The sequence below is a fragment of the Bacillus sp. TCT6 genome, from assembly GCF_056033845.1.
Genome location: NZ_JBVYHX010000001.1, coordinates 2164321 through 2177519 on the forward strand (window position 1 = coordinate 2164321; position 13199 = coordinate 2177519).

Genomic DNA, 13199 nt, shown 5'->3' on the forward strand with positions numbered 1-13199 from the left:
ATTTTATGAATGTACTTGTATTTGCCGCTCATCCGGATGATGAAATAATTGGTGTTGGTGGAACAATAGCGAAACATGTGAAACAAGGTGATGATGTACATGTTGTAATACTTGCAGAGGGAAAATCTTCTAGAGCTAAAGAATATAAAGAGCTAGATTTAGAGATTAAGAACTTATCTTATAAAGAAACAGAGGGGGCATGTACTACACTTGGTGTAAAAAGTTTTGCAAGACTAGATTTCCCTGATAATCGTCTTGATACATTACCCTTACTTGATGTAGTGAAAGAGATTGAAAATCACATTAAAAAAATAAATCCTACAATTATTTATACTCAATATGGTGGAGATATAAATATTGATCATACTGTTGTTTACAGAGCAGTAATGACAGCGACACGCCCTCTGCCAGATACTAATATCAAATGGGTATTTGCATATGAAACTTTATCTTCTACAGAGTGGAATTATAATGAAAAAGATAAGTTTCTTCCTAATTATTTTGTGAATATTGAAGATCATTTGGAGGAGAAATTAAGTGCGATGAGACATTATGAATCTGAGTTAAGGGAATTTCCTCATCCACGCTCTATAGAAGCAATGAGACATAACGCATTTGTATGGGGTGCCAAATCTGGATACCAAGCGGCTGAGGCATTTATGTTAGTAAGGGGGACATGGTAGGTGAAGAGAATATGTTAATACCACAGGTCCCGTTCTTTGGTTTAGATAGTAAACAGATTGACTTAAAATGGGTTGAAAAAGGCTATGGATTAGAAGCAAATATTTTTGATGGGACATCTTTATTTGATAACTCATATACAAAAAGGTTTTCTGAGGTCCTGTCTTTTGTTCAAACCCTTAATCCATCCTTGTTAACGCTGCATTTTCCTACTGATAATGCAGACTATCTCAATGATGAATTTATTAAAAAGCAACTATATGAATTTATTAACCTTGCTATAAAGTATAATGCATCAGGTATAACAGTGCATGCTAATCAATTCATGAATGTCGCGGAATTTCAAAACTATAATCTTCTAGATAATAGAAAAAGGATTATAGAGTTCTTTAATATGCTAGATGAGGAAATAAAAGGGACTGATATATGGATTGGCGTTGAAAACCTACCCATTATTGGAAACTTGGGCGATGATTTTGATCCTATATTTATATATCCCGAAGATTTTACTGATTTGGTTAATCTGGAGTTATCTAACGTTGGAATAACATGGGATATATGTCATTGGTCTATAACCTATCTTACACGTTTAGGTATTTCTAAATTATTAAGGCAAGAAGAAATTGAATATAAGGATTTTCATAAGTATTTAAGCTTAATGGATTATATTAAACATTTTCATTTTAGTTCTTTTAAGCATTTAACGATTCCTTATAGTGAGATACGTTGCTATGAGGGAGAGAATCCGGCTAATGGATCTATTGATGAAAGTTTATTACATGAAACTTTATTAAAAGTGAAGAACAATACTTTGGATAAAAACATAGGAATTGTATTTGAGGTTCAGGAAACTGATTATACGAATAGAAAGAGGTCATGGGAGACTCTTAATTGGTTTCATAAAAATATTACTGGTATGCAAACAAAAATGAATTATTTGGAGATATAAAAGGCACTATCGGTTTATTTATTTTTACATGTAACTTGAGTTAGAGATTATTTTAATGAACCTTTTCTTCTAAGTAAGTGTGTTAGGAGGGAAGGTTTTACTATTAATCTTTTTTAATCATAGGGAGGACAAATGAAAAAACTAACTCTTATAAAGAAGCTTATTGTAACTTTTGGGATTTTGTTGCTTTTCCTTTTTAGTAATTTATCTGAGGATGTAATACTAGTACATGCTATGACTAAGAACGACCAAAGTTCTCTCATGTCAGATAAGGTTCGTGCTAGTCGAGCTATTGAACATACACGTTTTCTGTCTGAGAAAATTGGTCCACGTCCAAGTGGGACTAAGGAAGAACATAAAACAGCTACATACATTGGAGATACATTAAAAAAATTAGGGTATGAAGTTGAGTATCAGGCCTTTCCTGTACCAGATCAATATATTGGGAGTATCTCTTTTAGTGTGTATGGAGAAAAAGAATGGCAAGTTGGAGCAGCATCTAATGCATCTATACCTAAAGATCCTGTCGTAGGGCCGGTAGTTTCTATAGGAAAAGAGAACGATATTAAAAATTCACCTGAGCCAATTCATGGGAAAATAGTATTACTGGAACAAGCTGATACGTATAAGAAATATAATGAACAAGTTGAGTATGCAGCAGAAAAGGGAGCAAAAGCTGTATTGTTATATAGTACGATTGGGGATAGAGGCAGCTATGGAGAAGCCTTTAACCCAGTTCTAAAAAAGAAACAATCAATACCTGTATTTGGGCTTGCTTATAATCAGGGAATTAGAATGAAAGATAAAATAGTGCATAATAAAAATATAGTTAGTTTAAAGGCAAAACACGAAATGAATTTGAGTTCATTAAATGTTATTGCGAAAAAAAAGCCCAAATACAAGACAGATAATGAGGATGTAGCAATAATGAGTGCTCATTATGATAGTGTTATCGGAGCACCTGGAGCAAATGACAATGCTTCTGGCGTAGGACTTTTATTAGAGTTAGCATACAATTTTAAAGATATAGAGATTAATAAAGAAATTCAATTCATAGCGTTTGGAGCAGAAGAAAATGAATCCTTAGGTGCTTACCATTATGTTAATCAGTTATCTACAACAGATAAGAAACATATTCTAGGGGTTTTTAATGCAGATATGATAGCGACAAGTTACCAACAGGCTAAGGACTTATATGCAATGACACTAGATGGCTCTCAAAATGAAGTAACAAATACTGCAGTAGCTACTAGTAAAGCATTAGGGAAATCGGTTGTATTAACTGGAAAGTTTGATTCTAGTGATCATGTACCATTTTACGAAGCTGGAATTTCCTCAGCACTATTTATTTGGATGGATGTAGAGAGTTGGAATCCCCTAATTTATCATGTTGAAAAGGTATTCCATACACCTCAAGATACCGTTTTAGAAAATATTTCTCCTCAACGTATGCAGGAGGCACTAGAAATTATAGGGACAAGTTTATATTACTTTATCAAAAGATAGGTTTTTTCGGGGGGGGGGGGTCAGCATAGCCGACTAAATTTAGATTTTAATAATAATATAGTAAAACTTTTGTTGGGATAAAAATATACTTTGAGCATAGGCGAGGTAACTATATGAGGAGTACATGGAAAGAATTAAAGGGGATGGATCTTAATGTCTGGATCCGCTTTATCGGAGAAGCCTTAAATGGTATTGCAATGATGATGTTAATGCCATTTTTTGCATTATATTTAAAGGATAAAGTGGATTCTCTACTTGAGGTAGGTATAGTTATAGCTTTATCCCCAATTGCGGCGAGTTTTGGTTCATTAATTGGAGGGCATATAGCGGATACTTATGGACGGAAACCAACTATGGTACTCTCTATGGCCAGTAATGGGCTACTAATGCTTGTTTTTTTGTTTATTGATAGTTTTATAGGGTATGCCATTTTATCTATTGGTTTAGGGCTATGTAATTCTTTCTTTGAACCAGCGGCATCTGCAATGGTTACCGATGTAACAGAACCTGAAAAAAGAACTGAGGCATATGGATTACTTAGAATGGCTCATAATATAGGAGCTGCGATAGGCCCTATAATTGGTGCAGCAGTTGTGGTTGTATCAAAAGATGTCATATTTTTGATTACTTCTGGAACCATGCTGTTTTATACAATATTAATGTTATTGTTTCTAAAGGAAACAAAGCCTAAAAATATAATGATACATGAGGAAACACATAAACAGTCAATAAGATTTACGTTAAGAGTTGTTATAAGAGATAGAATATTTCTATTCTATATAGTGACGGGAATCATTATATTTATGGGATTCTCACAATCGGAAGGTATGTTACCACTTCATTTTAGTAATGAGAATACAATGATTTTTGGAAATAGTAATCCATTTCCATATTTAATGACTTTAAATGGCTTATTGGTTGTATGTTTCCAATTTCCTATTTCAAAGTGGTTAACTCACAAACCAATTGGTAAATCAATGCTATATGGTGCTATTCTTTTTGGCGTTGGCCTTTTAGCAATAGGATGGTTACCAAAGTGGTTTCAAGTAATAGACGCAAATGATTTAATTATTCTAGGCTCATTATTAATAGCTTATACAGTTTATACAGTAGGGGAAATGATTATGTCACCTGTCCAAATGACATTCGTCGCTAATATAGCTCCAGAACATTTGAGGGGGACTTATATGGGGGCGGCTAATCTGCAATGGATTACAGGTAATGTATTTGGACCTCTTCTAGGCGGTGTATTACTGGATCAGCTTTTAGGACATATGTTATTTACAATCTTAGGTGTGGGTTGTATTATTTCTGGATTTGTTTACTTACTATTAGATAGACTTATTGAGAATAGAAGTAAACAAATACCTATAAAACAAACATCTTAATTTTAATATTGTTAATGAGTTGAAAATTAAATTTTATGTTTTAAGGATTAAATAAAGTGCACGTTTATTAAGAGTAAACGTGCACTTTATTTATTAGTGTTTAAACTTAATTTATATATAGTGAGTTTTTTAGGTGACGACTTAAGTGTATAAAAGTAATTTGCTACTTTATTTAATTAATTTCAACTAGACTTCTTGTCTTATCAATATGATTAAGTAACATACGATACTCTTCTTCGTACATAGTTACACGTTGTAGAAGGGAATGATTTTCTGTCTCTAAAGTTTTTATTTGACTTTGTAAGTTTGTAAATTCATATGTTTTTTTATAATTTTGTAGAAAGAGAATAATATCATCTAATGTCAAAGATAAAGAGTATGTTTCTTTTTTTGTTGAGAGGGAGAAATATTGTTTCCCACTTCTCGATTTTGTTTTGCTTGTTGTATTTCCTCTTGGTATTGTTTTCTCACGTATGAATTCCAGCGAAATCCACAAGCTGCAGGTGTCCGATTTAGTAGCTTTGCTACTTCCTTGAATGCAGTTAACTGTGTTCCACCGTTACGAATATTCTGGAGTACTGTGGATGCGAGAAGTAAATCGTTATCGTTCGTCCAGGAATCTTGTCTTGAGAGTACCACGTTTTAACCTCCTTTATATGTTTTATAACATTAATCAAATTAAACGTTCTCTTTTCCTTTTGTAAATTTGATATCAATCTCTCATTTTAATCTACTTAGAATAAATCCGTTAATACGTAGATTGCTGATGATGCGTTAGGTGGATTTACTTATATCACCCACCAATTTATTAGTGAAAAATTAATTTCGTTGTACATAATATTATAGGATCTTCTGACAAGAGACAATTACGCTGATATAGCCACTAATAGGAAATAAGAGTACTTTATCTGTTTGTATTTTGGGTTCTGGATAACGATTGTAATATGAGTTTTTAATAGACATTTAGTAGATATTTGTTAATTTAACATCTCTAAATGGAGGCATGTAACTTGAATATAATAGATTAAAAGAGGATATATACTATCGGGGTTAAAAAGAAAACGAAATAGAGAGGATATTTTAGGTTAGGAAAATTTGAATGGAATTGTCATTAAAGATAGGACCTTTCAAAAAGGGAGGATAATTGACAACTGTAGGTACTATGATTAGGAATTTAATTCTAATCATTTTATGTTGAGAAATAAAAAATTATTTTGTAAAAGGCGCGATGGGATGGGAATTCAGATAAATTTTACAAGAAGAGAAGGTAAAAGTAGAATTTTATTGAGAATAACTTGTGCTAGATTAACTTAAAAAACCTTATAATATAATTATATTATAAGGTTTTATTTTAACTATAATAATATTTATTGTGATTTTTTATCGAAGAATAAATTTAAATCTGTTTTGTCTGTGTCGTCTGCTAAAGCATTTTGTATAATATCATTTAATAATTGCATTTTTTCTTTTTCAAAGAATGGGACACTAATATAATAAGGTGTTCCTGCTTTTTCAATTCTTAATATTGTCTGGATACCGCTACCCGCAATTCCAATACCTAATAGTAGTAAAATTAATCCACCAATAAAACTATCACTTAAAGTACCTAATCCCAATAAGAAAATTAGTATTCCTAAAATCATTGGTTTAAAGAAATACTTGGTAGATAACATTGCTCCAGAAATATTTTTTAGAGGAATGTTTTGTTGGTCTTTACCAGCAGGAACAAAACCAAATAATGTGTTTGATAAGTTGGTTTTTACAAACCTATTATCAACGTCTACTCTGCCTTTTATCCAAAAGAATAATAGGCTGGTTGAAAATTCAAGTCCTTTCATCTTTTCATCTCCTGTTATAAATTACTAATAATAAAATCTGTATATCGTTATATTAACATTAATTATGAAATATGTGTATAATTTTTTGTGATTTTATATAAATTTATAATATACAGAATAACAAGAGTGAAAAAGTGTTAAGGGCAATACGATTATAGGGAGACTATTAACTAGTACAGGTTTTGCTGAAGTAAAAGCGAAACGAATTCTGTTTGATGAGGTGCCAATGGATTATTGGTCATTTATGCAATATATAATTTATCTAATGAGGGAAATGTTATTGTAGGATACGGAGATGGTATATTTGGTTTGGGAGATAATGTACCTGTGAACAAGTAGATGCACTACTTTATCGAGCGCATTTGAAGGGGTATGTGAAAGATGATCAGATACTACATATTCAAGGGAAGTCGTCATTTGCTAATCTTTATCATGATATTAATGAAAACTCAACAATGTTTTTAAAAGAAATTTTGACGGTGACAGAGTTAGGGATTTTTAAAGGAGACAAAAAAGGAAATCTTAGGACAAAAGGTACGTTTACACGCGCGGAGATGGAACAAATAATTAAAAATGCTTTTCCCTACAGTGTGAAAGCTCCGCATTAATTTAAAGGTATACCTGCTAACTTTTGGGTAGAAGAAGAAATTAGTGTAGTTTATATTTTAGCAGGAGTAGAGATAGGGGAATTTGCTCCATTTATGACAGCAACTCGTGAACAGTATGCTCAATTTTTATATAATGCTCTTTGAAATGATCTTTTATGGAATCTTAAAGATCTATTTGAATAATGAGAAGAGCTTTTTCTAAAAGGTAAATCAGTTATTAAACAAAGGCTATGGGGTTTTCTTACTGTAACCATTTCTTATTTATCATTAGACAGCTTGATTAATAAGAGAAAAAAGTTGGTGAGATAAAGGGCATCATTCTAATTAGAATGATGCCCTTCTTAATTTTAAATATAATTTAATGAAATACTTTTTCAATTGTGGGCATAACAGCTATTGGTGGTAGGGATTTAGTCCATGCAGCTGCATATACATTTAATTTCTCACCTAATGTGTAGTTTTCACTATCTGAAACAGGAACTCTTAAAATCTTATTTTGAGAAACTAGATTCCACCAATCATGTTGATAAGCAAGAGCTTCATCTTTTGTAGACGTAGCTGCAACTACTAAATAATTGTTCTCTACTGAAATGACATATCCAGTAAAAGGTTCTTGTTCTTGGTTCTGAATAGAATGAACAGGAATATTGTTGGCGGAAATCTTGTTAAAATCTGCAAAGGCCGGTGTTAATCCGAATGTAAATCCACATCCTAGTGTTAAAGCTGTTACCTTTGTTACGAATGTTTGTTTTTTGTTAAACATGATATATCCCCCTTATATTTTATCCTTACACTATCCACTTTCAATTTACATACATATAAAGCCTTTTAATATTAAGATATTTAACAATTATGTCACAATTATTCCATAAATGTTAATATTATCTATTAATGGAATTGGGTTTATGTTATAATTCACTAGGTGAACTATTGTTGTTCATTTCATCTCTTGATGAATGTATGCCCTTCCTTAAGTGTAAAGATGTTCGATTTTATTGGTGAAGAGAGGATATATCCCTCTTCTTTTTTTATTAATATGGGACTTTAGGGAATGAACAGAAAAAGAACCCTATGGGGTTCTTTTTCTAGGCATATTAACAGTAAGGAGAGTAATGAAATGCTAATTTCAAATCTTTATCAGGAGAAAAATTTGAAAAAGCTTATCATGTTATTATTTTTACATATATGTAATATAAAGTGAATTGATAATATTTAGACTTACTATTACTAATATTTAATTAAGATAGTTAGTACTACATTAATAGTGTTAACTATCTTGATTGGTATGGAATGTGATAGAAAGCATAAGTTTGTCGCAAACTTATGCTTTCAGAATTTGAAGAATATTCTTAATGTGTATTTTAAAGAAAATACAAAATTTTTACTAGATGTGAGAAAAAAGAATCGAAAATATCCTTTAAAATAAGATATATTTGGTTCAAAAAATTAGAGGGCACCAATTCATTAAAGCAGTAAAAACGTTTTAATGAATTAGTGTCCTTTTTGTTTTAAAAAGAGAATATATTTTCTCAACAGGACAAATGGTAATCAGCTATAAGTATTAATTATAAGAATAAAAGGAAAATAGAAATTAATAATAAAGGAGAATGCGAAATGATAACATTAATATCTGAAAAAATCTAGCTGAAATCCACGAAGACGATGTAGATGTATTAAAAGTAATGGCACATCCTGTTCGATTACAAATTGTAAATGAATTAATGCACCATAAAATGTGTAATGTTACACAGTTAACGGAAATATTAAGAATCCCCCAATCTACTGTTTCACAACATCTATCAAAATTAAGGGGAACCGTACTCCGTTCAGAAATAAGAGGGTTAGAGATGCATTATTATATAGATAATGCTAAGGCACGTCAGATTGTTGAAATTTTAGGTTTGTAGATTAATAATACATAAAAGGTTTTCTGTTACAAGGCAGGAAACCTTTTTTATATGTATAACTAATTGTGTGATAATATCATACTGTAGAAACTACCTAACAATAATTTAAATTTAACAGCTTGTTTTATCTTGCCATACACAATTTAACACGATATATAGGTATAAACTTACAAAGAAGGGTTTTAATTAGAAATTAGATATAACAATGGATAATGGTAAGTGTATTAAAGAAATTATAGAATTAATGAAATAAAAAATAATCAATAGTTGTTGTAAAGGCATATATTTATAAGAATGTGGCAGGAATGAAATGAACTTTACAGTTACTTTAACTTGGATGAAAAGAGATTTAATAATTGTTTAATAGAGTTCATTACCTAGTAAATACGGAGTTCCTGGGCTTGAAGGGGAGGATATAAAAAAGATAATGTGAATAATCCGAAACAAATATGTTTCGGATTAGAGGTTCGAGATTTTATCCATTTTCATTCAACGGTTTGTAAAAGGTAATAAGTTGAATTTTCTGGATTTTAATAAAGGAAATGTATTAGGTTAATCAATAGATACTCCACCAGAGACAATCAGTTTTGTTGGTGCTGGCGTATCTCCACCATTAAACGAAGAGTGTTGTGATACATTTAAACTAATTATGCTACATGCTAATGCACTTACTACTACCATACTTAATACAATTTTCTTAATCTTTTTCATTATTTTAACGCTCCTTTTCTCAAATGTTTCTTATCAGCATTATTACTAATATAGAAATATTTGCTTGCCTTAACATGATTATCTGCCTCATAAAATTGGATTGCTAAAATCCCTGCATATTCTTTTACACAATCCCACATTTCCTCTTTTTCAAAATAAGAAATAGCATCAGTAACTACTTTTTCTAGTTTAATTCTAGGTAGTTCTGTGATTAGTTCATTTAAAACTGCGAAACGATGCTTATATTCCTCATTTCCTGATTCATTTGTATACTTCATTCCTTGCTCGATATATGATTTTGCTGTTTCAATGCCTTCTAAATTATAATATGCTCTTGCTAAGACAAATAATGCTTTAAAATGATTCGGTAGGGTATTTATAATTTCAGAACTCTGTCTGATCGCCAATGGAAATAAATCTTGAATATTATATAACCAGCCCAAATTATGACGTACTCTTAATAATAATTGTTCTTCATTATACTTTTTAAAAACATCAATAACCGTATTGAGACATTCTTCAGCTCTTTCAAACTCTCTTAGATCTATACAAGCTAAACCGTATACATTGTCGCATAAGGCAACATTAATTTCATAGCCTACATGATTCTGGTATACTTTTTTTGCCTTTACTACATGTTGAATTGCTTCAAATGGTTGATAAGATTGATAACAGTAAGTTGAAAATCTATACTCAAACTCGGCTTTTTCTACTGCGTCAGGTATATCAATTAAAAGTTCTTCCGCCTTTTCATAGTGTGTTTTCGCTTCAGTATAATTTGCTAAAATTGTAGAATGAATTGCCTTAAAGAAATGATAATAGTAAGCTAAAAATAAAAAATCATCTTTGATAGTAGAGAGTTTTTCTATTTGATTAAAAGAATCTTTTGTAATACTCATTGCATCTACCAAGACCATATATCTAAAATTCAGTAGGGAATAATAGAATGATACATAGTGGTCTGCTTCTAGTCCTTTTAAACTTTCTTTTACTTTTAGGTATGTTTGTTTTGCTTCTTTTACATGATATAAACGAATTTCTTCATACCATTCGTGTAATAATCCCATCAATTGCTCATTACTCTTCTCTTGAACAGTCATAATATCCCCCTTTTCTATGTAAAGGCTTATTCTGATAATAACAGGAATTAGATACATTAAATTTAACAATGAGTTTTTTTCATTAATATACAGAATATTCGGAATATAGCGGTTACCCACCCTCTGTAATGCGACAAAATATAGCTAAGATAGTACAAATTTCGCTAAGTGATTTTTTGATGCTTAAATGTTTGCTATTGAATATATCGTATAAGAGGTGTCTTAGTACTATGGTAGAAAAGGAGGTAGCTTACATTGCTATTTTTTTGAGAAAATATTGGACTTATTAAGTTTCAAGGAATTCAATATAAGTATACTCATGTCTACTTATATTGAAAAGTGAGCGTTAGTTTATGATAAGTTTTGGGATTAATTTACTAAGGACAATGACAAATTTAAGAACAAGAAGAAAAGTAATGGATGCTAGAATTCTGCAAGCGTTAGGGTAGAATTTAAATGTTTTTTGAAAAAAAGAATTAGCTGAAGGGGATACAGTTGCTCTTCATGTACATTCTCGTACTAATTCTCAAGATAAGGGAGTTGCTATAGTGGATATATTTCGTATCAAGGATGGAAAGATTGTCGAACACTGGGATGTAATTCAAGAGATTCCAAGTGAAGCAGTTAATGATAATACGATGTTTTAGGTAGAAGGATATATATAAATTCAGATTTATAATAAAAAACTCCATTTTGATTAACCTTTTTTCAAAATGGAGTCTTTTTATTTTCCATATAAAATTAACAGTACCCTTGATGTATGAGTCACATCATAGTAAAAACTCTTCTATAGGCAAGAAGAGTTTTTTAGTAAGTCTATAGCATTCTGGGAGAAATTAATGTTTTTATTATTAATAATGAAAAATAATTAGGATAAGAAGGGGAAAATAGCATGAAAATGAAAGTAATGATTTTAACAGGTTCAGTACTTGCAGCAACAAATATTACGGGCAGATACAACTTTTAAAGATGTTCTTACTGATCATCATTTGGTCATATAAAGCATAAAAGAGAAAAATATCGTAGCAGGTTATAGAAATCGTATATATGGTTTCGGTGATAGTATTATACGTGGTTAAGTTGCTAGATTACTTTATCATTTTAGCCAAGATGGTTTTTAAAACATAATCAGTACGATTAAATGGGAGACATGAGTCATTGCTTATCGATGGTAAAGTAGACGTATATAATTTAAAAGGAAACCCATGCAACAATATAAATAATAATTTGTATGTGAACGTAAAAAATACCAAGATGGCCCTGAAGGGGAGGGGGGCTTGGTGTTTTTTAGCTAATATCACGATTTTTAAGTAATTTTCATATTCTGTTAACCGCACTAATATCAAGTTTTTTAATTCAATCGTTTAAATTTCGCAAGTGTATTCTTTATCTCTTTATCTTCCACATATCAGTGGGTAATCTTTGTATAATCTGATCTTATCTCTAAATCACAACTGTTACCCCAGTACCATCAAGTTAAAGTTTCATTTTATTTTGCTAACTTGATGGTGATGTGACGTAACCTTAATTATTTGGAAATTTAAAAAAGTCCCCTTAGTCATGTTAAAGGGACCTTGATCACGCAAATGATCTGTAAATCAATTCATTTTTGATAGACAGATCATTTGTATGATAATTTTTGTAAATAATTGCTGAATAGTGAATTTACATAAATGCTTTTAGAAGTTCTTGAATTAATGGGATTGCTCCACCTATAAATTTTAAAACTGCCATTGCGATTTCCATATTATTCTCTCCTCTTTTTTCGTATTAAGATATGATAAATCTTTATAAATTCATTATAGTAAGCGCTTACAATTATTACAATACATTTTCGTATGCAATATTGCATATTTATACATTAGATCTCTATTATTCATTTTTTAATGGTACTATAGCGAGGTGAGAGTCTTTAAGGGTTCTCCTTAATAGGAGGAAATATGGAAAGAGTGCAAGCGATTTACAGTAATCAAAAATTTAAGAGTTGGATTAAACAGGTATTAGCTGTAGGAGGAGTAATAGGGTGCTGTTATTTGGTGTTATATGCTTTCTGTTTCTTAGTTATCATGTAAATATTATACAACGAAACTAGTAGAGTCTTACCTAGAGAGGTAAGGCTCTTTTATTGTAGTACCTGGAGATGAGCAAACTACATACAATATCTATCAGGTTTTTCAGATCACTTTGTATGGTTCCTTGTTTAGAACAATAATTCCTATCATTGAAATTAAATAAACTTCTATTTAAAAGTTTCAATTTATATTGAAAACAGAATTCTATTGATAAAAAATATGTTTTTACTAGATACATATTAAAAAGACAAGTATAAATTATATTAGATTTTGGCAAAGTCTTTTTGACTTGGAAAAGGATTTAAATCTTACTTATAGATTTGATTCCTTTTTACATACTATAATCCTTATATTGCTACGTAAACATAATACAGTAATAATGATTTAAAAGCAAGAATTTTAGTAGCGGTACGTTCACACATCCATCAACTTAAGATTT

9 protein-coding genes and 4 pseudogenes are annotated in these 13199 nt (G+C 30.7%); 7 read left to right on the forward strand and 6 right to left on the reverse strand.

The features are described from left to right. The first annotated feature begins 5 nt into the window (after window positions 1–5). The 4 genes from AC0ONG_RS10980 to AC0ONG_RS10995 all read left to right on the forward strand — a co-directional run bounded on the left by AC0ONG_RS10980 (window position 6) and on the right by AC0ONG_RS10995 (window position 4524). Window positions 6–683: a PIG-L deacetylase family protein gene (locus AC0ONG_RS10980; protein WP_474203585.1), complete on the forward strand. Its 678-nt coding sequence runs from the start codon at window positions 6–8 to the stop codon at window positions 681–683. Between the two features lie 11 nt (window positions 684–694). Then, window positions 695–1630, forward strand: coding sequence for an apurinic/apyrimidinic endonuclease family protein (locus tag AC0ONG_RS10985; RefSeq protein WP_003281342.1), 936 nt, complete (start codon window positions 695–697; stop codon window positions 1628–1630). 132 nt (window positions 1631–1762) lie between these two features. Next, on the forward strand, window positions 1763–3136 hold the full coding sequence (locus AC0ONG_RS10990) for a M28 family metallopeptidase (protein WP_136996578.1): 1374 nt from the start codon (window positions 1763–1765) through the stop codon (window positions 3134–3136). 113 nt (window positions 3137–3249) lie between these two features. Beyond that, entirely contained in the window at window positions 3250–4524 is a 1275-nt protein-coding gene (locus tag AC0ONG_RS10995; RefSeq protein WP_001258009.1) for an MDR family MFS transporter, read from the forward strand. Window positions 4525–4696: 172 nt separating this feature from the next. On the opposite strand, the pseudogene AC0ONG_RS11000 reads toward AC0ONG_RS10995, so the two are convergent. Together AC0ONG_RS11000 and AC0ONG_RS11005 are read right to left on the reverse strand one after the other, a co-directional pair. Next, window positions 4697–5163: pseudogene (locus AC0ONG_RS11000) on the reverse strand (RsfA family transcriptional regulator). 728 nt (window positions 5164–5891) lie between these two features. Further along, entirely contained in the window at window positions 5892–6362 is a 471-nt protein-coding gene (locus AC0ONG_RS11005; protein WP_016098530.1) for a hypothetical protein, read from the reverse strand. Window positions 6363–6736: 374 nt separating this feature from the next. Here AC0ONG_RS11005 and AC0ONG_RS11010 point away from each other — a divergent pair, with 374 nt between their 5' ends. Further along, the gene (locus AC0ONG_RS11010) at window positions 6737–6970 is read left to right on the forward strand and encodes an S-layer homology domain-containing protein (RefSeq protein WP_002162801.1); all 234 of its coding nucleotides are present in this window, start codon (window positions 6737–6739) and stop codon (window positions 6968–6970) included. Between the two features lie 358 nt (window positions 6971–7328). Here the strand turns inward: AC0ONG_RS11010 and AC0ONG_RS11015 are convergent, their stop codons facing one another. After that, window positions 7329–7733: a DUF3221 domain-containing protein gene (locus AC0ONG_RS11015; RefSeq protein ID WP_098829694.1), complete on the reverse strand. Its 405-nt coding sequence runs from the start codon at window positions 7731–7733 to the stop codon at window positions 7329–7331. Window positions 7734–8584: 851 nt separating this feature from the next. On the opposite strand from AC0ONG_RS11015, the pseudogene AC0ONG_RS11020 reads away from it, so the two are divergent. After that, window positions 8585–8877 (forward strand): annotated as a pseudogene (locus AC0ONG_RS11020) (ArsR/SmtB family transcription factor). 552 nt (window positions 8878–9429) lie between these two features. On the opposite strand, the gene AC0ONG_RS11025 reads toward AC0ONG_RS11020, so the two are convergent. After that, window positions 9430–9588, reverse strand: a complete 159-nt coding sequence (locus AC0ONG_RS11025; RefSeq protein WP_000721353.1) for a Phr family secreted Rap phosphatase inhibitor — start codon at window positions 9586–9588, stop codon at window positions 9430–9432. Continuing rightward, complete coding sequence (locus tag AC0ONG_RS11030; RefSeq protein WP_000217976.1) at window positions 9588–10688, reverse strand: response regulator aspartate phosphatase; 1101 nt, start codon at window positions 10686–10688, stop codon at window positions 9588–9590. The genes AC0ONG_RS11025 and AC0ONG_RS11030 overlap by 1 nt, the downstream gene beginning before the upstream one ends. 467 nt (window positions 10689–11155) lie before the next feature. Between AC0ONG_RS11030 and AC0ONG_RS11035 the strand changes: the two are divergent. After that, a pseudogene (locus AC0ONG_RS11035) lies at window positions 11156–11335 on the forward strand (nuclear transport factor 2 family protein); the annotation flags it as partial. A 1018-nt stretch (window positions 11336–12353) separates the two neighbouring features. Here the strand turns inward: AC0ONG_RS11035 and AC0ONG_RS11040 are convergent. After that, a pseudogene (locus AC0ONG_RS11040) lies at window positions 12354–12540 on the reverse strand (hypothetical protein). Window positions 12541–13199: the final 659 nt, after the last annotated feature.

What these genes read in the sequence shown, in the direction of transcription:
- AC0ONG_RS10990 (WP_136996578.1), top strand. Translation starts at nt 1,763, where the DNA reads ATGAAAAAACTAACTCTTATAAAGAAGCTTATTGTAACTTTTGGGATT.
- AC0ONG_RS10985 (WP_003281342.1), top strand. Translation starts at nt 695, where the DNA reads ATGTTAATACCACAGGTCCCGTTCTTTGGTTTAGATAGTAAACAGATT.
- AC0ONG_RS11030 (WP_000217976.1), bottom strand. Translation starts at nt 10,688, where the DNA reads ATGACTGTTCAAGAGAAGAGTAATGAGCAATTGATGGGATTATTACAC.
- AC0ONG_RS10995 (WP_001258009.1), top strand. Translation starts at nt 3,250, where the DNA reads ATGAGGAGTACATGGAAAGAATTAAAGGGGATGGATCTTAATGTCTGG.
- AC0ONG_RS11015 (WP_098829694.1), bottom strand. Translation starts at nt 7,733, where the DNA reads ATGTTTAACAAAAAACAAACATTCGTAACAAAGGTAACAGCTTTAACA.
- AC0ONG_RS10980 (WP_474203585.1), top strand. Translation starts at nt 6, where the DNA reads ATGAATGTACTTGTATTTGCCGCTCATCCGGATGATGAAATAATTGGT.
- AC0ONG_RS11005 (WP_016098530.1), bottom strand. Translation starts at nt 6,362, where the DNA reads ATGAAAGGACTTGAATTTTCAACCAGCCTATTATTCTTTTGGATAAAA.
- AC0ONG_RS11025 (WP_000721353.1), bottom strand. Translation starts at nt 9,588, where the DNA reads ATGAAAAAGATTAAGAAAATTGTATTAAGTATGGTAGTAGTAAGTGCA.